We start from the raw sequence: 25,003 nt of genomic DNA, 5'->3' as shown, positions 1-25,003 counted from the left end.
GCGGCGAGGGGCAGTCGTGAGTGAGGCAGTGGTGGAACTCACCCCCGAGCCGCTGGAGGACGCCGATCTGCGTTCGGCGCTGGAGGCCATGCTGCTGGTCGTCGACGCTCCCGCGCCGGTGGACCAGCTCGCGGCCGCCCTCGGCGACAGCCCGCAGCGGGTCGAGCACACCCTGCGTGCGATGTCCGCCGAGCTGTCGGCGCGGTCCAGCGGGATAGATCTGCGTTTCGTCGGTGACGGCTGGCGCTTCTATACTCGCAGCGAGTACGCGCCGTATGTGGAACGGATGCTGCTCGACGGCTCCCGATCGAAACTGACCCGGGCGGCGTTGGAAACACTGGCGGTGGTGGCATACCGTCAGCCGGTGACCAGGACCAGGGTCAGCGCGGTGCGTGGCGTGAACGTCGACGGGGTGATGCGCACTCTGCTGGCCAGGGGCTTGATCGCCGAGGCAGGCGTCGACCCGGAGACCAACGGAACGCTGTATCGCACCACCGAGCTGTTCCTGGAACGGATCGGGCTCGCTTCGCTGAGCGACCTGCCGCCACTGGCGCCCCTGCTTCCGGGCGTCGACCTGATCGATGAGATCAACGAGAGCCTGGAGACGGACCCCCGTTACACCAGGTTGAGGAAACCCGCCGAGGCCGATTTGGACCTCGGTACCGCAGAGTGACAGGACATCATGAATACGCCCGCTCGCCGAGATGGCACACCGGATCGTAGGAAACGCGGCGCACAGCCCGAACGGGGCGGCGCGAGCCGCAACTCGGGTTCGCGCGACGCCCGTTCGGCCCAACGGGGCACGAGCGCCCGTGGCGCCCAGCAGGCGGGCGCGGGCCGCGGATCCGCCCAGCGCGGATCGGCGCAGGCCCCGAGCCCGCAGCGACACCCGGCCCCAGCCGGCAAGAAGAAGCCCAAGCCGCAGCGTCAGGTCACAGCGCCGCCGCTGCTGAGCAACGCCAAACCCGCGCGCCACCAGAACGTGGAGCCCGACGCGTCCGGCGGTCACGCCAAACTCCCCTGGGGCGAGGGGGAGCGGTTGCAGAAGGTCCTCGCCAAGGCGGGCGTCGCGTCGCGGCGGGCCGCCGAGGAGATGATCGCGCAGGGCCGCGTCGAGGTCGACGGCATGATCGTGCGCGAGCAGGGCCTGCGCATCGACCCGCAGCACGCCGTGGTGCGCGTCGACGGCACCCGTGTGGTGGTGCGCGAGGAACTGGTGCACGTCGCGCTGAACAAGCCCAAGGGCTGGCAGTCCACCATGTCCGACGATATGGGGCGCCCCTGCGTCGGTGACATCGTGGCGGAGCGGATCGCCGCTGGTCAGCGCCTCTTCCATGTCGGAAGGCTGGATGCCGACACCGAGGGCCTGCTGCTGCTCACCAATGACGGCGATCTGGCGCACCGGCTCATGCACCCGTCCTTCGAGGTATCGAAGACCTACCTGGCCACGGTGCAGGGTGAGGTGAACAACCGCGCGGTCGGCAAGCGGTTGAAGGAAGGCGTCGAACTGGAGGACGGTCCCGCGAAGGTCGACCGCTTCCAGGTGCTCGAGCTGGGGGAGGGACGTTCCCTGGTGAAGATCGTGTTGCACGAGGGGCGCAAGCACATCGTGCGCCGCCTGCTCGACGCGGTGGGCCATCCGGTCGTCCGGCTGGTCCGCACGAATATCGGCCCGGTCGCGCTCGGCGACCAACGGCCCGGCACGTTGCGGGTGCTCGGCCGCGATGAGATCGGCAAACTCTACGAGGCGGTGTCGTTGTGAACGGTGTGGAGATCCCGGTGCAGGCGCCGGCGCGGCTGGCCGGTACGAGCCCGCTGGTGGTCGCCATGGACGGGCCGTCGGGCACCGGGAAGTCGAGCGTCTCGCGGCGCCTGGCCACCCGCCTCGGCGCCCGCTACCTCGATACCGGCGCGATGTACCGGGTGGCGACGCTGCGCGTGCTGCGCGCGGGCATCGAGCTGACCGACACCGCCGCCATCGCCGCCGCGGTCAAGGAACTGCCGCTGTCCATCGGCACCGATCCCAGCCGCGAGGTGATCGAGCTCGACGGGGAGGACGTGCGCTCGGAGATTCGCGGCGACGCCGTCACCAAGGCCGTGTCCGCGGTGTCCGCCGTGCCCGAGGTGCGTGACCTGCTCGTCGCCATGCAGCGCGACATCACGGCGGCCGCGGGGCGGATCGTGGTGGAGGGCCGCGACATCGGCACCGTCGTGCTGCCCGCCGCGGACGCCAAGATCTACCTGACCGCGTCCGCCGAGGCGCGGGCGCACCGGCGCAATCAGCAGAACATCGCCGAGGGCCGGGGCGACGATTACGCGGCGGTGCTCGCCGACGTGCAGCGCCGTGACACCCTCGACTCGACCCGCAAGGTGTCCCCGCTGCGCCCGGCCGAGGACGCGGTGGGCGTCGACACCAGTGAACTGTCCATGGACGAGGTCATCGACGAGCTGTATCGCGTTGTCGCGCAGCAGGTCTCGGCGTACCGGACCGGAGGTGACCGATGAACGAGGATGTGCTCGCCGGCGACGGCGTCTGGAGCGACGAGGCCGACTGGGAGCTGGCCGAACTCGAGGGCGAATTCGAGGACCGAGCGCACGTCGCGATGCCGACGCTCGCGGTGGTCGGCCGCCCGAACGTGGGCAAATCGACGCTGGTGAACCGGATTCTCGGCCGCCGCGAGGCGGTCGTGGAAGACATTCCCGGCGTGACCCGCGACCGCGTGTCCTACGAGGCGAATTGGGCGGGTCGCCGTTTTCTCGTGCAGGACACCGGCGGCTGGGAGCCCGACGCGAAGGGGCTGCAGCAATCGGTGGCCCGCCAGGCCGAACTGGCCATGCAGACCGCCGACGCGATCCTTCTCGTGGTCGACGCCGTCGTGGGCGCCACCGCGACCGACGAGGCCGCGGTGCGGAAACTGCGCCGCTCCGCCGTCCCGGTCATCCTGGTCGCCAACAAGGTCGACGACCAGCGGGTAGAAGCGGAAGCGGCGGCGCTGTGGTCGCTCGGGCTCGGCGAGCCGCGCATGGTCAGCGCCGCGCACGGCCGCGGCACCGGCGACCTGCTCGACGACGTGCTCGCGGTGCTCCCCGAGACGCCGCGCGAAGGGACCGGCGGTGTCGGCCCGCGTCGTGTTGCGCTGGTCGGCAAGCCGAACGTCGGCAAGTCGAGCCTGCTGAACAAGCTGGCCGGCGACGAGCGTTCGGTGGTGCACGATGTCGCGGGCACCACGGTCGACCCGGTCGACTCCCTCGTCGAGTTGGGCGGCAAGATCTGGAAGTTCATCGATACCGCCGGGTTGCGCCGCAAGGTGAGCAATGCCAGCGGCACCGAGTTCTACGCCTCGCTGCGCACCAAGTCGGCACTGGAGGCGTCGGAGGTGGCGATCATGCTGATCGACGCCTCGCAGCCGATCACCGAGCAGGATCTGCGGGTGATCAGCATGGTCGCCGATTCCGGGCGGGCGCTGGTGCTGGCGTTCAACAAGTGGGACCTGGTCGACGAGGATCGCCGTCTGCAACTGGACCGCGAGGTCGACCGCGATCTGGTCCGGGTGCCGTGGGCGCAGCGGGTGAACATCTCCGCGCACACCGGCCGCGCGGTGCAGAAGCTGGTGCCCGCCATGGAGACCGCGCTCGAGTCCTGGGACAAGCGCATCTCGACGGGCAGGCTCAACACCTGGCTGAAGGAAGTGATCGCCGCGACCCCGCCGCCGATGCGCGGCGGCAGGCTGCCCCGCGTGCTGTTCGCCACCCAGGCGACCACCCGGCCGCCCACCTTCGTGCTGTTCACCACCGGCTTCCTGGAGGCGGGTTACCGGCGCTTCCTGGAACGCAGGTTGCGCGAGGAGTTCGGCTTCGACGGCTCGCCGGTGCGCATCTCGGTGCGGGTGCGGGAGAAGCGGGATCGCAAGAAGTAGAGAACAGTCGGGCTAACTATTAGCGATCAATTTCGGAAGCACGCCTCGGGTAAAGTTACCTAATGGGAGACCTTATCTTCTCGGGTCGATGACGATCTGCGCGTAGCGGTGCGATAGTGGCAAATGGCTGGCATCATCCGCTTATGGCCATTCCCAGCGTGCTGCCGGAACCACCGGCCGTCCTGACTCCGTTCGAGACGGGATGGCCGGTGCGTCTCGCCGACACCGATCGCGACCAGCGGCTGCGGCTCGACGGCGTCGCGCGCTACCTGCAGGACGTCGGCTACGACCATCTCGATGTCCTCGAGGACGGCGACATCCATCGGCTGTGGGTGATCCGCAGGACGGTGGTCGACGCGCTGAAACCGCTCGCGTTCGGTGAGGCGGCGACCCTGCGGCGCTGGCCCTCGGCGACATCCACCCGGTGGTGCACGATGCGGGTCCAGATCTGCGGCAGCGCGGGCGGGCTGGTGGAGACCGAGAGCTTCCTGATCCATTTCGGCACCGAATCGGGGGTCCCCGCCCGGATGAGCGACCGGTTCCTCGCACCCATGCTGGCCTGCACGACCGAGCATCGGCTGCGCTGGAAAGCCGAACTCACCGACCCCATGCCCCCCGCAGGGGATCCCGGCGTCGAGTGCAGGCGTTTTCCACTGCGAGCGACCGACATCGATCTGCTCGACCACATGAACAACGCGGTCTACCTCACCGCGCTCGAGGAAGTGCTCGCCGATCACACCGAACTCAAGTCCGGCCCGCACCGCGTGGTGGTCGAGTACGGCAAGCCGGTGCGGTCGGGCGAGGACGTCGAGCTCGTGGCCCGGTGCACCGACTCCAGCCTGGATGTCTGGTTCGCGGTCGGCGCCGACTGCCGGGCGGTCGCCCGCGTCACCCCACGCTAGCGGGCCAGTTCCTCGACGGTGGCGTGCGCGCCTCTGGTGCGCAGGCTGTCCAGCGCGGCCCGATACGCGGTCACGAACCGGGGATGGTCGATCAGGTCGCCGAACAGCGAGCGCTCGCCGAGGAAGGCGGTGGGCTGTTGGCGTTGGCGCCGCGCGAGGGGGGTCAGCCGGTCACGCAGCCGGTCCACGATCTCGATCTTCGCCCCGTCCTCGTCGACACCCTCGGCGTAGCGCGCCCAGCTCGCGACGACTGCCGCCGCGCAGTCGATCTCGCCGCCGGTGGCGAGCTGCGCCCGGACCACCGGCAGCAGCCACTTCGGGATCCGGTCGGAGGACTCCGCGCACAGCCGGGCGATGGTGTCGCCGATCGCGGGGTTGGCGAACCTGTCCATTAGCGTGCGCTTGTAGGCGTCCAAGTCGACCCCGGGCACCGGTCGCAGCGTCGGCGTCGCCTCGGCGTCCATGTAGCGCAGCAAGAAGCGCCGGAAGACCGGATCCTGTGCGGCTTCGTGGACGAGCCGGTAGCCGCTCAGGTATCCGAAGTAGCACAGCGCTTGGTGGCTCGCGTTCAGCAATCGCAGTTTCATCAGTTCGTACGGGGTGACGTCGTCGACGACCTGCACCCCGACTTCCTCGAAGGCCGGGCGGCCGAGCCCGAACGAATCCTCCAGCACCCACTGCGCGAACGGCTCGGTCACCACCGGCCAGCGGTCGATGAGCCCGTACCGCCGCTCGACCTCGCCGGTCGCCCCGGCGGGAGTCACCGGGGTGATCCGGTCCACCATCGAATTCGGGAAGCGCACCTGCTCCGCCACCCAGGATCCGAGCCCTGGATCGCGCAGTGCGGCGAACGCGCCGAACATCCGGCGCGCGACGTCGCCGTTGCCCTCGATGTTGTCGCAGGACAGCACGGTGAACGGCGCGAGACCCGCTGATCGGCGCCGCGCCAGCGCTTCGGTGACGAGCCCGAAAACGGTGGCGGGCGGGGCGCTCCCGGCGAGATCGGCGCGGATTCCGGGGTCGTCGGCGTCGAATTCGCCGGTGGCGGCCGCGATGTGGTAGCCGCCCTCGGTGATGGTGAGCGAGACGATCCGGGTGGCCGGATCGGTGAGCTTCGCCACGACGGCCTCGGGATCATCGGGCGCGTACCGGTACTCGACGAGGGAGCCGATCGCGCGCGTGGTCCAGGCGCCGTCCGGCGCGACCGTCGACAACGTGTACAAGCCGTCCTGCGCCCTCAGCACATCGCGCATCCGGCGATCGCCGGGCAGTACGCCGACACCGCAGATGCCCCAGTCCTGCCCGAGTCCGCGCTCGAGCAGGCGGTCGACGTACATCGCCTGGTGCGCTCGATGGAACCCGCCGACCCCGAAATGCGCTATGCCGGTCGAGATCCGGGATCGGTCATAGGTCGGTGTCGAGACGCGACCGGCGAACTCCGTCAAGGTCGCCGCCCGTAAGGGCGTCGCGGTCCGCTCCGCCATCACGCACCTCCCCGTGTTGTGTGGATCACACCATAGTGCAGCGGCGGTCGCGGACCGGCCCGGCGCGGCGGGGTCGGATCGTCACCGCCGCCGCGGTGCGGTGCGGTCGCGCCCGGGTTACCCGTGCACCCCGCACGGGCCGCCGGAGACCCGTGCGGGGCGGCGGGGCGTCCACCCCGTCCGCTGGACCTACCGGGAGGTTTATCGCGGCATGACTGGGTAGACCGTCGATGACCCGGATGAACGGCAGAAAGGTTCGAAACGATGTCCCAACCCATCACCAGTACCTTGGACCCGGAGCAGCAGCGCATCGCGGGCGAGACCCTGCAGGACACGGTGGTCGACCTGATCGACCTGTCGCTGATCGCCAAGCAGGCGCACTGGAACGTGGTCGGCTCGAACTTCCGGTCGGTGCACCTCGCGCTGGACGAATTGGTGACCGTGGCACGGGACTTCACGGACGCGGCCGCGGAACGCGCCACCGCCGTCGGGATCAGCCCGGACGGTCGCGCGGGAACCGTGGCCAAGGATTCCGGCGCGATCGGTATCGGTGAGGGCTGGCAGCAGGACACCGACATCATCGACGCGATCGTCGGCAACCTCGCCGCCGTGATCAAGCGGCTGCGTGAGCGGATCGCCGCCACCGAGAAGGCCGATCCGGTAACCCAGGATCTGTTCCTGGCGATCGCGGCGCGACTGGAGCAGTTGCACTGGATGTGGCAAGCGCAGCTCGCCACGGTCTGATGCGGGTGATCACATGCGCGTTCGGCGCGCCCGCCACCGAGACCACCACGGTCGCGGTGCGGATCCCCGCCGACGCGCGACACCTGGCCCTGATCCGTGCGATGACCGACACCGTCTGCCTGGTCGCCGACGTTCCGTTCGACGCGGCCGCGGACATCCGCCTGGCGATCAACGAGGCGGCCACCATGCTGCTGGTGGGCGCCGCGCCCGGCTCGGTGCTCGGCTGCGCGTTCACCTACGGCGCGGACCGGATGAGTGTGCGCGTCGATTCCGTCGCCGCGTTCGGTGACGAGGTGGCCGAAGGCGATCCGTTGAGCTGGGAACTCGTGCGCATGCTCACCAGTTCCCTGTCGATTTCTCGTGACCCTTTTGATTCCGAGATCGGCGGGTATCCGACCGTTATCGAATTCAGTTGGGAACGAGGACCATTTGATGACACGTGAGTTCACGACCGACGGGAATGGCACGACGGGCCGTAAGCGCGCAGGGGACAGCTACGACAACATCGAGCCGTGGTTCGAGAAGATGGCCTCGATGGAGGAGGGCGATCCGCATCGCGCCGCGCTGCGCGAGGAGGTGACGCGACGGTGTCTTCCGCTCGCCGAACACATCGCCCGCAAGTTCTCCGGCCGCGGTGAGTCCTACGAGGACCTGCTGCAGATCGCCCGGGTCGGGCTGGTGCTCGCGGTGGACCGCTTCGACGTCTCCCGCGGCAGTTCCTTCCTCGGCTTCGCGGTCCCCACCATCATGGGCGAGGTGCGCAGGCACTTCCGGGACAACACGTGGTCCTTGCGAGTTCCGCGCAGGCTCAAGGAGATCCAGCTGCGCATCGGCCCGGCCACCGAGACGTTGTCGCACCGCCTCGGGCGGATGCCGACGGCGCGGGAGATCGCCGAGGAATTGGACGTCGAACTCGGCGAGGTCACCCAGGCGCTCATCGCGAGCAACGCCTACCAGACCAACTCGCTGGATGCCGGTGGCCGCGAGGACGGCGACGGCGCGCCGCAGGCGCTCGCCGACACGCTCGGCGCCGAGGAGCCGTGCTACGACCTGCTGGAGCAGGCGATGGCGGTGCGTCCCCTGATCGCCGAGCTGCCGCGGCGCGATCGGCAGGTGCTGATCATGCGCTTCTACGAGTGCCGGACCCAGACGCAGATCGCGCAAGAGCTGGGCGTGTCCCAGATGCAGGTATCGCGCATCCTCGCCCGGATCCTGGGCGAGCTGCGCAAGCGCGCGCTCGGTCCCGACGAACTCGCCTCGCGCGCGGCCTGACTTCCCTACGTGCGGGGGCGGGCGGCCGAGCCGGTCATCGGGGTGGCCGACACCTCGCCCGTCCAGCCGCACGGCAAGGCGCAGCTGGCGATGACCTTGGTCTCCATATCGCCGTTGTCGTAGTGCAGCGTGGTGCTCTCCGCGTAAGCGGGATAGCCGCACGCTCGGCATTTGCCGAAGAAGTCGAGGATCTCCTCGGCGCGGGAGTGCGCGATGCGTCGTGCGGGGTTGTGGTCCATAACCTCTCCAGCCAGCGGGCGGTCCTGCCGAGCAGGCGTCTGCGACGTTAGGATCGGCCGTCGCCGCCGGGCGGGAGTTTCGGCGATCGTTGGGTTCATTCACAGGCTTCGCGCGAGGGATTTGGGCCGGTTCCCAGCCCCAGGTGAATGCTGGGCAATCGCAGGGTATTTCCTGCGTGTCGCTGGTAGTGGCGGCGAGGCCCGAGCTACTTGACCTTACCTGTGACTGACGTTACAAAGGAGCTACCCGCCGACCCGAAGTTCTTCGAACCGGCCGACGAGAAGTGCACAAGTTGGTTACCGACGTCATCGATGTAGTCGCCGAATTCGCTATCGCCCGCAAGACCATCTGGGACCTGCTGCTCGAACCGCAGACGTATCCGCGCATGTTCACCGGTATCGGCGCGTGTGAGCAGATCCAGTCGGCCGACGGGAACGTGGTCTGGCAGATGCGCGTCGGCACCTACGAGTCCGGTATCCGCACCCACCAGATCCGAATCAGCGTGGGCCGCTGGTACGAGAGCTTCGAGATGCAGTACGCCGCGCTGGGCAGCTTCGCGTCGGTGCGACTACACGGCGACGAGGAGCGCACCAAGGTCACGGTCACCTATTTCGCGCCCAGCCGCGTGCACCCCCGCGTGGCGGAGCTGTCCAATGTGGCGATCGCGGAATGGACCAAAAGCGGACTGAAGCGGGTGGCCGACGTCGCCAAGGGCGCGCGGACCTCCCTGGTGGTCAACGGGGAGGATTCGCCGATCCGGCGCAACGCTGGCGTCGCGCGGCAGATGGTGGCCAGCGGCGTCGTGCTGCCGGTTCGTTTCGATCGCAGCTTCAAACAGCTGCGTTCACTGGCGAAGTGGGGTTTCAACCTGGCGGGCGGATACGCGGCGGGCGCGGCGTACGCCCCGGACCGGGTCGCGATCATCGACGACCACGGCACCCGCTCCTTCGCCGACATGCACGAGCGGACCAATGCGCTGGCAGGCGCGATGGCCGCGCACGGTCTCGGCCCCGGTGACGCGATCGGACTGCTGGCGCGCAACCACGCGGCGATGGTCGAATGCATGGTCGCCGCGGGAAAACTCGGCGTGGACGTCGCCCTGCTGAACGCCGGGCTGGCGGGCCGCACCATCGAGGAGATCGTGCAGCGCGACCGGCTTTCGGCGCTGTTCGTCGACGGTGACCTCGAGGAGTTGGTGCGCTACCTGCACGCCGACATCCCGCGCTACAACACCGACGAACGGCCCCCGGTGCCCGAGCGGACAACCGTGGATCAACTCGTGTCCGAGGGGCACACCACCTTCCGCACGCCCGCCCAGCCGGGGCGGCTCATCGTGCTCACCTCGGGGACCAGCGGGACGCCGAAGGGCGCGCGCAGGCCGCACCCGAAGGGCTTCGGGTCCATCGCGGCCCTGTTGTCGCGTATCCCGATGCAGATGAACGAGACCATGCTGATCCCGGCGCCGCTGTTCCACACCTGGGGGCTGGCCGGGCTACAGCTGAGCACCGCGCTGCGCGCGACCGTGGTGCTGACGGGACGGTTCGACGCGGAGGACTGCCTGCGCGGCATCGCCGAGCACCGGGTCAACACGGTGATCGTCGTGCCGACCATGGTGCAGCGCATCCTCGATCTGCCCGCGCACGTGCGCGCCCGCTACGACACCTCCAGCCTGCGGCACATGATCAGCTGCGGCGCGCCGCTGGCGGGCGCGACCGTCGAGCGATTCATGGAGGCCTACGGCGACGTCCTCTACAACGTCTACGGTTCCACCGAGGTGTCGTGGGCGACCATCGCGACTCCCGACGACCTGCACACCTCGCCGACCACGGCCGGGCGCCCCCCGCTGGGCACCAAGGTCGCCGTGCTCGGGCCGGACCACCGCAGGTTGCCGATCGGCGCCACCGGGCACATCTTCGTCGGCAATCACATGCTGTTCGACGGTTACGTCAACTCGGCGCCGCCGGACGAGGCGCACGGCATGCTCGACACCGGCGACCTCGGCTATCTGGACGCCTCGGGCCGGTTGTTCATCGCGGGCCGGGACGACGAGATGATCATCTCCGGCGGCGAGAACGTCTTCCCGCGCCCCGTCGAAGAGGCGCTCGCGCACTTGCCGCAGGTCAGCGACGTCGCGGTGGTCGGTGTACCGGACCACGAATTCGGGCAGCGGCTGGTGGCCTTCGTGGTCAAACGCGAAGGGTCGGGGCTCGATTCGGACATGGTCCGCACCTACATCCGCAACCGCTTGAGCCGGTTCTCGGTCCCGCGTGACGTCACCTTCCTCTCGGCGCTGCCGCGCGGCGACACCGGCAAGATCCTCAAGCGCCTGCTGGCCGGCCCCGGTGCGGCGAAGCCGGAGCTGCCGCCGTCGATCAACGGGCTCGGGACGGCGAGTTCGTCCTGACCTCCGAGCGGCGATCCGGCCGCCCGGCCGCCGTGTCGGCTCGCTACTGGGGGTCCGGTCAGTAGACGGTGTCCTCCAGATCGGTCAACGCGGATTCCAGGTGGTCGAGCAGCCTGGCCACGTCCGGCACGCTGCGGCGGCAGGCGACGATGCCGATGTCCAGGCTGTCGGCATTGCTGGTGAGGGTGATGTTCACCGCCTGCCCGTCCAGGGGAATCGACAGCGGATAGCTGGCGGCGACGCGCGCGCCGTTCCAGTACTGGGGCTCGCGCGGCCCTGGGATGTTGGAGATGACGATGTTGAACGGCGGGCTCGTCAGCGCGACCGTGGCAGGGAGCAGCAGCGACAGGGCGAGCGGACTCAGGGTCAGCGCCGAGAGCGAGACCGCCTGCACGGGGGAGAGCGTGCGATAGATCTCCTTGCTGCGGTGCATCGACGAGCTGATCGCCGCCAGCCGCGCGGCCGGGTCGGGCAGGTCGGTGGCGAGATTGCACAGCAGCGCCGCCACCGCGTTGCCCCCGCTGCCCCCGTCGTCGGATTCGGGGCGCAGCGAGACCGGAACCATGGCGATCAGCGGCTTGTCCGGCAGGGCGACGTGTTCGAGCAGATAGGTGCGCAGCGCGCCCGCCGACATGGCCAGCACCACATCGTTGAGCGTGGTGCCGGTCATCTTCTTGACCTGGCGGATCCGGTCCAGCGGCCACGAGCGGGCGGCGCAGCGGCGGGCTCCGCCGATCGGGACGTTGAACATGGTGCGCGGTGCGGCGAAGGGCAGCGTCAGCTGTTGCTCGACCAGCGCGGTGCGGGCCAGGCGCAGCGCGGAAGAGGCCGAGCCCGCCGCGGCGAGCAGCGCACGCGCGCGGGTGCCGAGGGTGTGCCTGCGCGGTGCGTGCTCCCGGTGCCCCGTCGACGGCGGCAGATGCCAGGGCACCAGCGCGGCACCGGACGCGGGATCGGTGCTGAGCGTGCGCTGTAACAGGCGCTGCGCGCCGACGCCGTCGATGAGCGCGTGGTGCATCTTCGCGTACAACCCGACCCGGTCGCCGGCGAGCCCTTCGATCAGGTGCGCCTCCCACAGCGGCCGGTGCCGGTCGAGCAGGGTGCTGTGCAGGCCGGCGGCCATCTCGGTCAGGGCGTCCAGGCCTCCCGATTCCGGCAGCGCCCATCGTTGGACGTGGTAATCCAGTTCGACGGCGCTGTCGACGGTCCAGGCCAGCTGGGGGGTGCCGAGGAGGCGAGCAGGGCGCTTGCGGAACATGGGGTCAAAGTCCTGGTCGGTCGCCAGGGTCGCGTGCGCGCGGCGGGCGAACTCGGCTCCGGTGCCGTCCGCGGGATCGAAGATCGACAGCGAACCCACATGCATCGGGTGCTCGCGTGATTCCGCGATGAGGAACAGGGCGTCGACCGGCGAGATGAATTCCATGGGCAGTTCCCTCCTGGCGACGCCGCGACTCCGCCACGGTCTGGATCAGGACGTGGGGAACGTCGGCGACGGACGTGCCGGACTGCTCATGGCGCGGGCTACGCACGCCGGTCGAACGACGATCCACCAACCGGTGATTCGATGCCGAATCCGGACCGGCTGGGCGGTTCGCCGCGGATTGTGCGTGCGGGGCTCAGGACAGGCGGCTGACCGGCCAATCCCGCGGCAGCTCGAGGCGTTCGCTGATCATGCCGATCGCGGAGTGCAGCGCCTGGATCTCGTCGACGCCGCTGGCCAGCGACGCACCCTGCTCGCTGATGTGGAACCGGCACAGATGCTCGCGCCGGTCGGCCGCGAGGTACGGCCTGCCGATGATGATCGACAACGAGCTGTCGGCATCGCGCAGCGTACGGGCCGCGATCAGCGCTTGCGACTCGTGCTCGGCCGTCGTGGCGGCGCACGAAGGGCGGGTGGGGGCGGCGGGGAAGCCCGGGTCGCACGGTTCGGTCACCGCGAAGTGCGCGCCGTGGCTGTTGGCTTGCCGCAGCTCCTGAGCGATCTCCTGGAAAGCGCGGTACAGCGCGGCGATGGAGTCGGGGCCGTGCGCCCATCGTTCGCCGATGCCCTGGATGCGGAAACCGCACACCACGCCGGTTGCGCCCGGTGCCATCTGCGGTTTCCCCACCTCGATCGACACTTCTCGCGTGGCATCGGCGACGGTTCGGGTGGCGATCACCTCCCTGATGCGTCGCCATTTCGTGCTCGCGATCGCACCGCCGTGTTCGGACTCGCGCACTGCGGACGTGGTCGTGTCACCAGTGACCCGCGCCGGTATCGCTCTCATGAATTCTGGAGTACCCAAGTAGGCCCCCGGTTTATCCTGCGGTTCGAGGTGACCTGGGCCGCAGAGCGGAGACACGCCGGATCGGCAAAAGGGCTACCGGACGGTTAACGCGCCTCGGGTTTGGCAGGCTGTCGCCGAGGTGTGATGGTGGGGCCGCGACGATGAGGAGGGGCGGACGAAGTGGTAACGATTGCGCAGTTACGGGCGGTTCTGTCGATTCTGCGCGTCGACCCGGACGAGGTCGGCGGGTGGTTGGGTGGCACGGGTCTGCGCGGTCCGGACGCCGAACGGGTTCTACTGATCGGTTTGCTACACCGGATCGCGAGCAGTGAACTGCGTCAGGTCGTCACCACGACGATGGACGAGGAGGAGGCCGCCAGGGCCGCCGCGGTGAGCACCTTCCCGGTGAACGGCGAGAACCCCACGGAGCAGGTGCGTTTCGACGCGCACTGGCTGCACGACCGGATCGGCGCGCTGGCGGCGGGCACCACCGTGGAGCCGGTGCCGGTCCTGTTGGACGCCGCCGCGCGGTCGACGGACGCGGCCGAGACACTGCTGCTGCTCAGCCGCAACCCGCGCGGCCACGACGCGGATACCAGATGGGAGCGAGCGCTCGACGATCTGGGGCGCGCCTATCACCTGATCAACGATGAGCGCGTGGGCCGCTCGAACACGACGACCGCGCCGCTGTAGCGGCGCGGTCGTCGGAGGTCTCGTCCCGGCGGCGTGGTCGCCGCCGCGACGAGGTCACTTGGGCGGTGCGGGTGCGACCTGGACGGGCTTGTCGGCGAAGCGGGTGGTGCCCTCGGCTGCCTGCAGCGTGGTGAGCAGGTCGACACCCGCCACGACCAGGGTCGGTCCGCCGACCGCGATGGTGCCGAGGATGCCGCCGAGGCTCGCGCCGGTCAGCAGACCGGCCACGCACCCGACGGGGATGGTGACCAGGCAGCCGATCGTGGCGCCGATGGCGGTGCCGATGAAACCGCCGATGGCGGTGGCGAGTCCGAACTGGCTGGCGAATTCGTCACGGGCACGCTGGTTCTCGGTCATGGACGCGACCGGTTTGGCGACCAGTGTTTCGGTGGGGCCTATGCCATCCGGCCTGGTCGGCTTCAGCTCCAGCACCGTGCTGTCCTTCTTCACTTCGGGATGCACGGGAATGGCGGTGCCCGCGATCCGGAAGTCCAGCGGCAACGTCATGGCGACGTGGCCGTCCTCGTCGCGGATGTCGACCACGTCGATCACTCGAGCGATGTCGGCGGGGGCCCCGGTGTGGTCGACGAGCACGCCGTCGCGTTCGGTTAGTCGAGCGTTCTCCTCGCCGGCGGGCTGATCGCGCAGCGCCTTGGCCAATTCGAAGGTTCCGCCCCGGAGCGCGGCGACCACCGTCTGTTCGACGATCCTGGCCGAGTAGGTGATGTCGGGCGCCGGCTCGGCGTGAGCGACGCCGGAGCCGATGGTCAGCGAGCCGATGGCGAGTATCGCTGCCGCAGTGATGCCGCGGAGTTGCATGATTCGTCCATTCCTTCATCGGGTTCACACCTGCGTCCAGCACGGCCGGACCCGCGCACTCCGGCGGCGCAAGAGCAGTCGTCTAGGTCGCTGAGCAGCCTAGCAGCGCATGCAGCTACCGATGAGCGTTCCGGCTCGGCCGGTCGGAGATATCGAAAAATTCTCCGACCGGCCGGGTTTCGCCTCGCGCGATCAGCGCGCTGCGGCGAGTTCGCGCGCCTGCTCATCGCCCAGGATCGTCGCGCTGGTGCCGGGGGGCCAATCGAGCGCCGCGTCGAGCCGGTCGAGCACCTCGGCGCTGGGCCGCGGATTGCGGGACCGCTCGATCTCGCTGATCACCTTGGCCGGCGGGCCGCCGTTGCCCGCCACATCCGCCTGGGTCCACTTCATCTCCCGCCGCCGCGCGCGCACGCGCGCGGCGAGCGCGTCGAGATCGAGCGCGAAAACCGCCTCGACCTCGTCCGCGACCACCTCGTCCGCGACCACCTCGTCCGCGACGATCTCAGCCGCCGCAGGCGCTTCGTGCTCTTCGGCCCGGCGCTTCTCCCGCAGCATTCCGCTGGTGATCAGCCTGGACCGTTTCCGCCTACCCATTTTCGCCACACGCTCTCCCATCCTCTGTCGAGTCGATCGATTGCGTCGCACTGCCGCGGCGGGCGAGCCCCGCCGCGCCGGGAACGCTGAACATCATGGGGGAGTGTGGGTGCGGACCCCACTCGACGCGCCGGGCGCGAGATCAGTGCGCCTGGTCCTCCGGCTGGAGAATCAGCACCGGTATCTCGCGTTCCGTCCAGGATTGGTAGGCGTCGAAGTCCGCGTAGAGGGCGACGAGCAAGGGCCACAGGCGCTTCCTCTCCTGCGGGGTCGCCACGCGGGCGCGGACGCGGCGGTGCTCGGGGCCTACCTGCACCCGGGTGGTGGGATGCGCCGAGAGGTTGAAGTACCACTGCGGATGGTTCGGCAGCCCGCCTTGCGAGGCGACGACCACCAGGTCGGCGCCGTCCACCAGATACAGCAGCGGGACGGTGAACGCCTTGCCGGATTTGCGGCCGCGATGCTCGAGCAGCAAGGTCGGCACCGGCTTCCGGAAGCCCGCGCCGATCCGCCATCGCCCGCCGATGCGTCCTCCGGTCCGGCGGAAGACCCAGACCTGTGCCTTCGACATGTACTTGATGAGCGCCCCGACGAGCGGCGAATCGAGATTGCGCGGGCGGTTCGGCGTCATCGGACGCCCCGCTCGGTCGCGCGGGAGCGGGGTGCGGCGCTCGAATCGGCTGCGGTGAAGAGTGATTGATCCATACCCTTGTCCGTAGTATCGTCCAGACAGATGTCCGGTTACTATTCCATAGACGCGCGACGCGTGTCGCAGGGGTATCGGAAACCGGTGACGAGCACGGTGGAGGAAACATGAATCGGGTCAGCGGCAAAGTCGTCCTGGTGACCGGCGCGGGGCGGGGGCAGGGCCGCAGTCACGCGCTCGCCCTGGCCGAAGAGGGCGCCGACATCATCGCCTTCGACATCTGCGCCGACATCGCCAGCAACGACTACGCGCTGGCGACAGAGGCGGACCTCGCCGAGACCGAGGACCTGGTCGCGAAGACCGGCCGCAGGGTGGTGGCCCGGAAGGTCGACGTGCGGGATCGTCCCGCGCTGCACGAGGCGATCGGGGCCGCCGTCGCCGAACTCGGGCGCTTGGATGTGGTGGTGGCCAACGCCGGGATCTGCCCGCTCGGCCACCACGTGCCGCTGCAGGGATTCGTCGACGTCTTCGACGTCAACTTCGTCGGCGTGGTGAACACCGTGCACGCCGCGCTGCCGCATCTGGGGGCGGGCGCCTCGATCATCGTGACCGGCTCGGTGGCGGGTTTGGTGCCGCAGACCGGATTCAACGGCCAGCAGGCGCTGCAAGGCCCGGGCGGCGACGGCTACGGTCTGTCGAAGAAGATGATCCGTTCCTACACACAGACTTTGGCCTTGACGCTGGGGCCGAGCTCGATCCGGATCAACGCGGTGCACCCGACCAACGTCGACACCGACATGCTGCACAACCCCGGCATGTATCAGATCTTCCGTCCGGACGTGCAGCACCCGACGCGGGAGGACGCCGAGGTCACCTTTCCGTTCATGCAGGCCATGCCGATTCCCTTCGTCGAGTCCTCGGACATCTCCCACGCGGTCACGTTCCTGGCCTCCGACGAGTCGCGCTATGTGACCGGCTTGCAGATGTTCGTCGACGGCGGGGCGTCGCTGAAACTGGGGCTGGCGGGGCAGTGACGCGAAACGCGCTGCGTCACTTCAGGATGAGCATCGCGGACCGCTCGATGCGGTCCGCGATGTCGGAATACGATTCGTAGCCCATACCCGCGTGCACCAGCGCGCCCGCGTAGAGTAATTCGAGCGATTTCAGAATATCCTCGTCGGGACTTCCGGACAGCGCATGCGCCAGGCGGGTGCGAATTTCCAAACCGATACGCGCGCGCAAATGTTCGACATCCGGATCGCGGCCGAGCAGCGCGCTGGTGACCGCGCCGGACAATTCCGGTTCATCGGCGACGAGCAACGCGATGCTGCGGAGTTCGGCGATCACGCGCACGGTGACGTCCGCGTCCTCGCTCACCGGCGAGGGCGTCGCGCGCAGCCTGCGCCAGAAGATCTCCGCGACCAGGTGTTCCTTGGAGGAGAAGTAGGTGTACGCGGTGGCGGTGCCGACCTTCGCGTTGGCGGCGACCATTCGGATGGTCAGGCCCGCGAACCCCTCCCGGGAAAGCACTTCCAGCGCCGACCTGGTGAGCTTCTCGACGGTGTCGGCCTGTTTTCCGGACAAGCGCCGCCGGGTCGCCTCAACGGTTCTGGAATCGCTTTCGGACATGTGTCTAGATGGTAGTGTCGTTATTCTGTTCGAGCAACGTGCACGCGGCGGAACTCGCTGTGTTTCCGGCCACGGTGAAATTGTCAGACGGATGCGAGGCACCCGCGACTGGTTATCCCACCCCGAGTGGTCGGCCGATGTCCGCGAGTTTGCCGGACAACCGCTCGAGGTAGCCGAGGATCGCGGGCTCGTCCTTGTCCGGCAGGCCGTACACCACATCGGTGACGCCCCCGCGCTCCCACTCGGCCAGGCGCGCGGCGTCGGGTTTGTGGTCGAGAGCGACCACGCGCGGACGTCCGGTCCGCCCCGCCTGCTGCCAGATGTCGTGCAGCAGGGCGAGTCGATCCGAGATCTCCGTTTCCCCGGGCGTGGTGATCCAGCCGTCGGCGGACTCGGCTATCCACCGGAACGTGCGTTCGGTGCCCGCCGCGCCGATCAGCACCGGCACCGAGCGCCGCACCGGTTTCGGCCATGCCCAGCTCGGCCCGAAGCTCACGTACTCGCCGTCGTGGCTGGCCTCGTCCTGGCTCCACAGTGCCCGCATCGCCGCCAGATACTCGCGCAGCACCGTGCGCCGCTTGTTCGCGGGCACGCCGTGATCGGCGAGTTCGTCGGTGTTCCAGCCGAATCCGGCGCCCAGCAGGACCCGTCCGCCGCTGAGGTGGTCGAGTGAGGCGATCGTCTTGGCCAGGGTGATCGGGTCGTGCTCGACCGGGAGTGCGACGGCGGTGGCCAGCTCGATGCGTTCGGTGACGGCGGCCGCCATGGCCAGCGCCACCCAGGGGTCGAGCGTGCGCAGGTATCGGTCGTCGGGTAGCGAGGCGTCGCCGGTCTGCGGATGCGCCGCGCTGCGCGCCACCGGGATGTGGGTGTGCTCGGGGACGTAGAAGGAGGCGAATCCCGCCTGCTCCGCTGCGCGGGCGGCCGGGGCGGGGGCGATGCCACGGTCGCTGGTGAACAGGACGATGCCGAATCGCATGGGAACCCCTGTCTTGTCGGGTCGTTCGGTGTGGTGCTCGGTCTTTCGCCGGTAAGCGCCTCGGTGGCGCTCCTGATGCCGCGCGTTCCGGGTCGGACGCACCGGTGCGGCTCGGCGGCCGAGCGGTATGGACAGCTGTTCGGACTGTAGTCCGATCGTATACGGCCTGCAAGAACGCGTTCTCGTTTTCCAGTCCGGCGCGGCGTGCGCCGGGACGCTCGGCCGCGGTTTCGAAGAGATCGTTCATTCGGGATTGTCCTGAAAATCTGTCAGTGGTAGCGTCCAGACACATGTCCAGCTATGTGTCTCTCATGGTGGAAGCGGGGCCGCTTCCCGTTGAGAACGTGTTATCGGTTTCGGAGTGTGGGCGATGACTGCCGCGGTGGAGCCGGTGGTGTTCGATCCGTATGACTACGGGTTTCACGAGGATCCGTATCCGACGTATCGACGGCTGCGGGAGGAGGCGCCGCTGTATCGCAATGCGGCTTTGGGTTTCTGGGCGTTGTCGCGGCACGCGGATGTGGTCGCGGCGTTTCGGGACAGTGTGCGTTTGTCGAGTGCGAATGGGGTGTCGCTGGATCCGGCGGCGTGGGGGCCGCACGCGCATCGGGTGATGTCGTTTCTGGCGATGGACGATCCGCGGCATATGCGGATGCGGCGGTTGGTGTTCAAGGGGTTCACCCCGAAGCGGGTCGCGCAGATGGATGTCCGGATTCGGGAGCTGACGCTGTCGTATTTGGAACCGGCGCTGGCCGGGGGGAGTTTCGATTGGATCGATGAGGTCGCGGGCAAGTTGCCGATGGATGTGATCTCCGAGTTGATGGGGGTTCCGGCCGGCGACCGGGTGGAGATTCGCCGGTTGGCGGATTTGGTGGTGCACCGGGAGGACGGTGTGCTGGATGTGCCGGTGGCGGCGGCGGAAGCGTCGATGAAGTTGCTGGGCTATTACGCGGAGATGGTGGCCGAGCGTCGGCGTGCCCGGCGGGATGATCTGACCTCGGCGTTGCTGGATGCCGAGATCGAAGGGGATCGGTTGTCCGATGAGGAGATCATCGGTTTCTTGTTCCTGATGGTGGTGGCCGGGAACGAGACCACCACGAAATTGCTGGGTAATGCTTTGTATTGGGGTGCGCGTTACCCGGGGGAGTACGCGAAGGTCGTCGCGGACCCAGGCCTGGTGGCCGACTGGGTGGAGGAGACGCTGCGCTATGACACCTCCAGTCAGATGATCGCGCGTACCGCGACGGAAGACCTCGGCTACCACGACGGCGTGATCCCGGCGGGAGCGAAGGTGCTGCTGCTGATCGGTTCGGCCAATCGTGATCCCGCGGTGTTCGACGATGGTGACAGTTTCCGTATCGATCGTGCCGACAAATCGGGGCTGGCGAGTTTCGGTGCGGGAGTGCACTTCTGCCTGGGCGCGCATCTGGCGCGGCTGGAAGCGACCGTCGCGTTGCAGGAATTCGCCTCTCGCGTCACCGCTTTCGACATCGTGCCGGACGGCATCCAACGCGTGCATTCGTCCAATGTGCGTGGGTTCGCCCACCTTCCCATCACCGTGGAGACCCGATGAGCCGTCGATGCGAACGAATCCGGATACCCGGGTCGCGGAGCCGGGCCGTGCGGAGCCGGTCATGAGAATCCGGGCCGACCTCGATCTGTGCCAGGGGCACGCGGTCTGTCAGGCCGAGGCGCCGGAGGTGTTCACCGTGCCCAAACGCGGCCGGGTCGAGATCCTCGACGACGTGCCGGACGCCGGGCTGCGGCCCGCCGTGGCGGACGCGATCCGTTACTGCCCCACTCGAGCCCTGTCGATCGCCGACGAAGACGCGACCGACCACTCCCCGAAAGGTACCGACTGATGCCAGCTTTCGACCGCGCCGAGCTCGACGAGATGATCCAGCGCTGGATCGTGGAGAACCAGCGCTGCGAGGAGAAGGGCGACTGGAAGCCGCTCGCGCAGATGTACACCGAGGACGCCACCTACGGCTGGAACTACGGCCCCACCCAGGAGTTCATGGCCGTCGGACGCGACGAGATCCGCGATCTGGCCCTCGGCCAGGAGATGGCCGGACTGGAGGGCTGGACCTACCCCTACCAGGAGTTCGTGGTCGACGACCGCACCGGCAACGTCATCGGACTCTGGAAGCAGATCAGCGAGGCCGAGCGGCCCGACGGGCGCAACTACTCGCCCGAAGGGATCGGCGGCAGCTGGTTCCGCTACGGCGGTGACTTCCAATGGTCCTGGCAACGGGACTTCTTCGACTTCGGCAACGTCTCGGCGATGTTCCTGGAGATGATCACGAACAAGGCGCTGACACCGGGCATGCAGAAGCGCATCGAGCGCTCCGTCTCCGGCAAACCGCTGCCCGGCTGGTACCGCATCGGCGAATCCCCCGTCCCGCTGTGGTGACCGACATGGCCGCACCACACAGCCGATTCGCCGACCTGGACCGGGACACCCTGGCGGCGCTGATTCCCGAACTGCTCCTGTGCGGGCACCTCATCGACCGCTCCGGCATGGCGCATTCGATCGCCGCGTTCGGCCGGGAGGGCATGACCGAGATCGCCATCGAGGAGTGGCAGGTGGCCAGCCCCGTCTACACCCGGCGCATGCAGCGGGCGCTCGGCTTCGCAGGCGACGGCGTGGAGACCATCTTCAAGGGCCTGCAACTGGACATCGGCGCTCCACCGCAGTTCATGGACTTCCGTTTCCGGGTGGAGGACCACCACCACGGCGAGTTCTGGCTCGACCACTGCGGTGCGCTGGCCGACGTGGAACCGATGGGCGAGGACTTCGTCGTGTCCATGTGCCACGACATCGAAGATCCGACCTTCGACGCGACCGCGCTGGCCACCAACCCGCACGCGCAGGTCCGGCCCATCCACCGCCCGCCCCGCCATCCGGCCGACCGGAAGCCGGTGTGCGCGTGGACGGTCGTCATCGATCCCGGTCACGTGCCGCCGCCGGTGCCGCCCAACGCCGAGTTGGTCGCCGGGTCGGTGGCGGCGCGACTGGAGCTGGCCGCGATCGATCGCGACGACGAGGGACGGCCGGACTACGCGGGCCCCTTGCTCAGCGATGTGCGATTCGCGGACTTCTCCCGCTCCGCGCTGGTGCGTCTCGCCGACGAGGTCTGCCTGCAACATCATCTGCTCACCCTCGGTTTCATGATCGCGGTGCGGGCCCGCGCCGACGCCGCCGCGGCGCTGGAGATCGGACGCAAACAGTTCGCGGGGATCGCCGGGCTCACCAGTGAGCGCCTGCGCAACTGCCTCGGCCTCGGTGACGACGCCGCCGCGCTCGCGACGGTACTGCGGCTACATCCCGCTCTGAATCCACTGCCCTACACCGGTATCGAGATCGCGGACAGCGGCGACACGGTCACGGTGACGTTCCCGGCCGCGAGCGGTGCGCACACCGACGCAGCGTGGCCGTCGATGCTCGACCCCGAGCACCTTCAGCCGCTGAACGCCCTGGTCCGCGGCGTGAACCCGCGCTTCTCCGCCGAGGTAGTCGCGGTGGGCGCGGACGGGTGGCGCGCCGCGGTCACGCTCGGCGACAAGGCGTTCCGGGAGGCGACGGAGGTCGCGCTGACCCGGTTCAGCACCGGCGCCGCCTTCACCTTCACCGACCGGGGGATACCCCTTCCGCTCACCGTCGTGTGACAGCCCCACCCAGAGATGGAACGAGATGGCCAACAACTTCGCCGACCTCTTCGAGCACTCCGTGGACGCCATGCCCGAGCGGGTGGCGCTGATCCAGTCCGGCCGCCGCGTGACCTACCGTGCGCTCGACGCCCGCGCCAACCAGCTCGCACACCATCTGGCGAGCCTCGGCGTCGGCGCGGGAACGCACGTGGGTTTCCAGATGCACAACAGCATCGAGACGATGGAGACGCTGATCGCGTGCTTCAAGCTCGCCGCCGTGCCGATCAACATCAACTACCGGTACGGCGTGGCGGAACTGGCCTACGTCTACGCCAACGCGGATCTCGAGGTGCTCGTGCACCACTCCTGTTACGCCGGAGCCGTCCAGGAAGCCCGGACGACCGCGTTGCGGCACACCGTCTGCGTAGCCGACGAGTTCAGCGACGCGGATGCCCAGGCTACGGGCTACGAGGCCGCTCTCGCCAGGGAGTCGACGGACCGCCCGGTGGTCCGCCGCGGTCCCGACGACCTGTTCATGATGTACACCGGCGGGACGACCGGCATGCCGAAGGGCGTCATGTGGCGGCAGGAGGACATGTGGCGGGTCCTCGGCGGCGGCATCGACTTCTACACCGGCGAACCGGTCGCCGACGAGTTCCAGCAGTCCCGCACCGGCGCCCAGGTCGATCCGAGCGCCTGGCTGGTGCTGCCGCCGCTGATCCACGCCGCCGCCATGATGCCCACCTTCACCGCGCTGTGGTCGGGCAACACCGTGATCTTCGAATCCCGCTTCGACGCCGGTAGCGTCTGGCGGACCGTCGCCGAGCAGCGCCCCCAGGTCATGGTGATCACCGGCGACGCCATGGCCAGACCGCTGCTCGAGGCGTTCGGGCGCGAGCCGGTGGACGCCTCGTCCTTGCTGGCGATCGCCTCCGGCGCCGCCCTGCTGTCACAGCCGGTGAAGAACGCGCTGCTGGAGCTGTTCCCGTGGGCGGTCGTCTCGGACTCCATCGGATCGTCGGAAACCGGTTTCGGCGGTATCGGTTTCGCCCAGAAGCACGACGATCCAGCCCGCGGGCCCCGCGTGCAGACCGGTCGCGGCGCGGTCGTCGTGGACGACGAGGGCCACCCCGTCGCGCCGGGTTCGGAAGGCTGGCTGGCCAAGACCGGCAACGTGCCGATCGGCTACTACAAAGACCCCGGCAAGACCGACAAACTGTTCAAGACCGTCGACGGCACACGCATGGTCGTCACCGACGACCGCGCCCGCGCGGAGACCGACGGATCGATCACGCTGATCGGCCGCGGCAACATGGTGATCAACACCGGTGGCGAGAAGGTATTCGTCGAAGAGGTCGAAAGCGTGGTGAAGACCCACGACGCGATCTACGACGCGGTGGTGCTCGGCGTGCCCCACGAACGCTGGGGCCATCAGGTCGCCGCCGTGGTGTCGCTGTCCGGAGCCGGGCCGGTGGAGTTCACCGACCTGCAGGCGCACGTGCGCAAATTCCTGGCCGGCTACAAAGTGCCCAAACAGATCTGGGTAGCCGACACCATCGTGCGCGCGCCCAGCGGCAAGCCCGACTATCGGTGGGCCAAGCAGTACGTGGCCGGCCGAGGCCCCGACCACAAGGCGGACTGACATGATTCGGGTGATCCAATGGGCGACCGGAGGAGTCGGGCGGGCCGCCATCGAGGGCATTCTCGACCATCCCGATCTGGAACTGGCCGGGGCGTGGGTGCACAGCGCGGACAAGGATGGTGTGGACCTGGGCGAACTGGTCGGCCGTGCGCCGATCGGAGTGCGCGCGAGCACCGATGCCGAGCGTCTGCTCGCCACACCGGCCGAGTGCGTGCTGTACAGCCCGTTCATGGCCGACACCGAGACGGTGCGCGCGATCCTGCGGTCCGGCAAGAACATCGTCACGCCGCTGGGCTGGTTCTATCCGCGCCGCGCGGAGCGGCAGCGGTACGACGAGCTGTGCCGGGCCGCCGGAGTCACTCTGCACGGCGCCGGAATCCATCCCGGCGGCATCACCGAGAAGATTCCGCTGGTGGTGTCGGCGCTGTCGGGGGCGATCACCGAGGTGCGCGCCGAGGAATTCTCCGATATCCGCACCTATGGCGCGCCCGAGGTGGTCCGGGACTGGATGCTGTTCGGCGCCACACCGGAGCAGGCCGCGGCCAGCGTCATGGCGGACGTCCTCGCGGGCGGCTACAGCCAATCGGTGTGGATGATCGCGGACGCGCTGGGCATCGCGCTCGACGAGCGACTGCGGGTGACGCACGAGACGGCGGTGGCCACCGCACCGATCGACTCGCCGATCGGGCCGATCGCGCCGGGACGCGTCGCAGCGCAACGCTTCCGCTGGCAGGGGACCGTCCGCGGCGCACCGGTGATCACGGCGGCGGTGAATTGGTTCATGGGCACCGAGAACCTCGATCCACCCTGGACATTCGGACCGGCGGGTGAGCGGTACGAGGTCGAGATCGTCGGTGATCCCGGCGCGACGGTGACCTTCACCGGCATGCACGCGCACAGCGCCGCCGCCGGTCTGGCGCGCAACCCCGGCATCGTCGCCACGGCCATGCACTGCGTGAACTCGATTCCCTACGTCGTCGCCGCCGAACCGGGTGTGCGGACCTATCTCGAGCTGCCGCTCGTCGCGGGTCGCGCCGCCGCCTCGTTGCGCGGGGCCGGCGGCGCTTCGTCCGCCGCGGCCGAACCCGACCTCGCGCGGCGGACTGCGCCGCGCTGACCG

General features: G+C 68.8%; 26 protein-coding genes. 17 read left to right on the top strand and 9 right to left on the bottom strand.

The features are described 5' to 3' along the window. The first annotated feature begins 16 nt into the window (after positions 1-16). From scpB to ACZ6DL_RS36525, 5 genes are all read left to right on the top strand, one after another. Positions 17-673, top strand: coding sequence for an SMC-Scp complex subunit ScpB (scpB, locus tag ACZ6DL_RS36545; protein WP_357130119.1), 657 nt, complete (start codon positions 17-19; stop codon positions 671-673). Between the two features lie 9 nt (positions 674-682). Next, the gene (locus tag ACZ6DL_RS36540) at positions 683-1,762 is read left to right on the top strand and encodes a pseudouridine synthase (protein WP_084499349.1); all 1,080 of its coding nucleotides are present in this window, start codon (positions 683-685) and stop codon (positions 1,760-1,762) included. Positions 1,763-1,827: 65 nt separating this feature from the next. Next, entirely contained in the window at positions 1,828-2,505 is a 678-nt protein-coding gene (cmk, locus tag ACZ6DL_RS36535; protein WP_357963343.1) for a (d)CMP kinase, read from the top strand. Further along, positions 2,502-3,917: a ribosome biogenesis GTPase Der gene (gene der / locus ACZ6DL_RS36530; RefSeq protein ID WP_063053696.1), complete on the top strand. Its 1,416-nt coding sequence runs from the start codon at positions 2,502-2,504 to the stop codon at positions 3,915-3,917. The genes cmk and der overlap by 4 nt, the downstream gene beginning before the upstream one ends. A gap of 143 nt (positions 3,918-4,060) precedes the next feature. After that, positions 4,061-4,819 (top strand): acyl-[acyl-carrier-protein] thioesterase, encoded by a 759-nt coding sequence (locus ACZ6DL_RS36525; protein ID WP_466058130.1) that lies wholly within the window; start codon positions 4,061-4,063, stop codon positions 4,817-4,819. On the opposite strand, the gene ACZ6DL_RS36520 is transcribed toward ACZ6DL_RS36525, so the two are convergent. Next, on the bottom strand, positions 4,816-6,303 hold the full coding sequence (locus ACZ6DL_RS36520) for a mannitol dehydrogenase family protein (RefSeq protein ID WP_466058128.1): 1,488 nt from the start codon (positions 6,301-6,303) through the stop codon (positions 4,816-4,818). The genes ACZ6DL_RS36525 and ACZ6DL_RS36520 overlap by 4 nt on opposite strands. Positions 6,304-6,567: 264 nt before the next feature. On the opposite strand from ACZ6DL_RS36520, the gene ACZ6DL_RS36515 reads away from it, so the two are divergent. Genes ACZ6DL_RS36515 through ACZ6DL_RS36505 form a run of 3 tightly spaced genes read left to right on the top strand, consistent with a single transcriptional unit; the run spans position 6,568 to position 8,319 of the window. Beyond that, entirely contained in the window at positions 6,568-7,047 is a 480-nt protein-coding gene (locus ACZ6DL_RS36515) for a Dps family protein (protein WP_466058126.1), read from the top strand. Beyond that, entirely contained in the window at positions 7,047-7,490 is a 444-nt protein-coding gene (locus tag ACZ6DL_RS36510; protein ID WP_466058124.1) for an anti-sigma factor, read from the top strand. The genes ACZ6DL_RS36515 and ACZ6DL_RS36510 overlap by 1 nt, the downstream gene beginning before the upstream one ends. After that, positions 7,480-8,319: an RNA polymerase sigma factor SigF gene (locus ACZ6DL_RS36505; protein ID WP_466058122.1), complete on the top strand. Its 840-nt coding sequence runs from the start codon at positions 7,480-7,482 to the stop codon at positions 8,317-8,319. Before ACZ6DL_RS36510 ends, ACZ6DL_RS36505 begins: the two co-directional genes overlap by 11 nt. 5 nt (positions 8,320-8,324) lie before the next feature. Here ACZ6DL_RS36505 and ACZ6DL_RS36500 read toward each other — a convergent pair whose 3' ends face one another. After that, positions 8,325-8,558, bottom strand: a complete 234-nt coding sequence (locus ACZ6DL_RS36500; protein ID WP_466058120.1) for a hypothetical protein — start codon at positions 8,556-8,558, stop codon at positions 8,325-8,327. A 293-nt stretch (positions 8,559-8,851) separates the two neighbouring features. On the opposite strand from ACZ6DL_RS36500, the gene ACZ6DL_RS36495 reads away from it, so the two are divergent. Further along, positions 8,852-10,963: an AMP-binding protein gene (locus tag ACZ6DL_RS36495; protein ID WP_466058157.1), complete on the top strand. Its 2,112-nt coding sequence runs from the start codon at positions 8,852-8,854 to the stop codon at positions 10,961-10,963. A gap of 58 nt (positions 10,964-11,021) precedes the next feature. On the opposite strand, the gene ACZ6DL_RS36490 is transcribed toward ACZ6DL_RS36495, so the two are convergent. Both ACZ6DL_RS36490 and ACZ6DL_RS36485 read right to left on the bottom strand, forming a co-directional pair. Continuing rightward, a complete protein-coding gene (locus ACZ6DL_RS36490; RefSeq protein ID WP_466058118.1) occupies positions 11,022-12,386 on the bottom strand; it encodes a WS/DGAT/MGAT family O-acyltransferase in 1,365 nt (454 codons plus the stop codon). A 193-nt stretch (positions 12,387-12,579) separates the two neighbouring features. Then, the gene (locus tag ACZ6DL_RS36485; RefSeq protein WP_466058116.1) at positions 12,580-13,230 is read right to left on the bottom strand and encodes a DUF6968 family protein; all 651 of its coding nucleotides are present in this window, start codon (positions 13,228-13,230) and stop codon (positions 12,580-12,582) included. A gap of 180 nt (positions 13,231-13,410) precedes the next feature. Between ACZ6DL_RS36485 and ACZ6DL_RS36480 the strand changes: the two genes are divergently transcribed. After that, positions 13,411-13,923 carry a hypothetical protein gene (locus tag ACZ6DL_RS36480; RefSeq protein ID WP_466058114.1) on the top strand — a complete coding sequence of 171 codons (513 nt, stop codon included), beginning with the start codon at positions 13,411-13,413 and terminating at the stop codon, positions 13,921-13,923. A gap of 54 nt (positions 13,924-13,977) precedes the next feature. Here the strand turns inward: ACZ6DL_RS36480 and ACZ6DL_RS36475 are convergent, their stop codons facing one another. The 3 genes from ACZ6DL_RS36475 to ACZ6DL_RS36465 form a co-directional block, all read right to left on the bottom strand. Further along, positions 13,978-14,742, bottom strand: coding sequence for a DUF8020 domain-containing protein (locus ACZ6DL_RS36475; protein WP_466058112.1), 765 nt, complete (start codon positions 14,740-14,742; stop codon positions 13,978-13,980). A gap of 192 nt (positions 14,743-14,934) precedes the next feature. Beyond that, positions 14,935-15,297 (bottom strand): helix-turn-helix domain-containing protein, encoded by a 363-nt coding sequence (locus ACZ6DL_RS36470; RefSeq protein WP_466058110.1) that lies wholly within the window; start codon positions 15,295-15,297, stop codon positions 14,935-14,937. A gap of 181 nt (positions 15,298-15,478) precedes the next feature. Beyond that, positions 15,479-15,967, bottom strand: coding sequence for a nitroreductase family deazaflavin-dependent oxidoreductase (locus ACZ6DL_RS36465; RefSeq protein WP_466058108.1), 489 nt, complete (start codon positions 15,965-15,967; stop codon positions 15,479-15,481). 182 nt (positions 15,968-16,149) lie between these two features. Between ACZ6DL_RS36465 and ACZ6DL_RS36460 the strand changes: the two genes are divergently transcribed. Then, complete coding sequence (locus ACZ6DL_RS36460) at positions 16,150-17,016, top strand: mycofactocin-coupled SDR family oxidoreductase (RefSeq protein ID WP_393242145.1); 867 nt, start codon at positions 16,150-16,152, stop codon at positions 17,014-17,016. Positions 17,017-17,032: 16 nt separating this feature from the next. Here the strand turns inward: ACZ6DL_RS36460 and ACZ6DL_RS36455 are convergent, their stop codons facing one another. Beyond that, positions 17,033-17,611, bottom strand: coding sequence for a TetR/AcrR family transcriptional regulator (locus ACZ6DL_RS36455; protein ID WP_466058106.1), 579 nt, complete (start codon positions 17,609-17,611; stop codon positions 17,033-17,035). Between the two features lie 112 nt (positions 17,612-17,723). Continuing rightward, positions 17,724-18,590 (bottom strand): LLM class F420-dependent oxidoreductase, encoded by an 867-nt coding sequence (locus ACZ6DL_RS36450; protein ID WP_466058104.1) that lies wholly within the window; start codon positions 18,588-18,590, stop codon positions 17,724-17,726. Positions 18,591-18,960: 370 nt separating this feature from the next. On the opposite strand from ACZ6DL_RS36450, the gene ACZ6DL_RS36445 reads away from it, so the two are divergent. From ACZ6DL_RS36445 to ACZ6DL_RS36420, 6 genes are all read left to right on the top strand, one after another. Then, a complete protein-coding gene (locus ACZ6DL_RS36445) occupies positions 18,961-20,163 on the top strand; it encodes a cytochrome P450 (protein ID WP_466058102.1) in 1,203 nt (400 codons plus the stop codon). A 61-nt stretch (positions 20,164-20,224) separates the two neighbouring features. Continuing rightward, a complete protein-coding gene (locus ACZ6DL_RS36440) occupies positions 20,225-20,452 on the top strand; it encodes a ferredoxin (protein WP_062978071.1) in 228 nt (75 codons plus the stop codon). Then, positions 20,452-21,003 carry a Cif family virulence factor gene (locus ACZ6DL_RS36435; protein WP_357045527.1) on the top strand — a complete coding sequence of 184 codons (552 nt, stop codon included), beginning with the start codon at positions 20,452-20,454 and terminating at the stop codon, positions 21,001-21,003. The genes ACZ6DL_RS36440 and ACZ6DL_RS36435 overlap by 1 nt, the downstream gene beginning before the upstream one ends. Positions 21,004-21,008: 5 nt before the next feature. Further along, positions 21,009-22,259 (top strand): hypothetical protein, encoded by a 1,251-nt coding sequence (locus tag ACZ6DL_RS36430; RefSeq protein ID WP_466058100.1) that lies wholly within the window; start codon positions 21,009-21,011, stop codon positions 22,257-22,259. A 25-nt stretch (positions 22,260-22,284) separates the two neighbouring features. Continuing rightward, positions 22,285-23,883 (top strand): acyl-CoA synthetase, encoded by a 1,599-nt coding sequence (locus ACZ6DL_RS36425; RefSeq protein WP_466058098.1) that lies wholly within the window; start codon positions 22,285-22,287, stop codon positions 23,881-23,883. A 1-nt stretch (position 23,884) separates the two neighbouring features. Further along, positions 23,885-25,000 carry an NAD(P)H-dependent amine dehydrogenase family protein gene (locus ACZ6DL_RS36420; protein ID WP_466058096.1) on the top strand — a complete coding sequence of 372 codons (1,116 nt, stop codon included), beginning with the start codon at positions 23,885-23,887 and terminating at the stop codon, positions 24,998-25,000. The last annotated feature ends 3 nt before the right edge of the window (positions 25,001-25,003 follow it).

The sequence above is a fragment of the Nocardia sp. NPDC041819 genome, from assembly GCF_055590505.1.
This window is presented reverse-complemented; position numbering and strand designations above follow the sequence as displayed.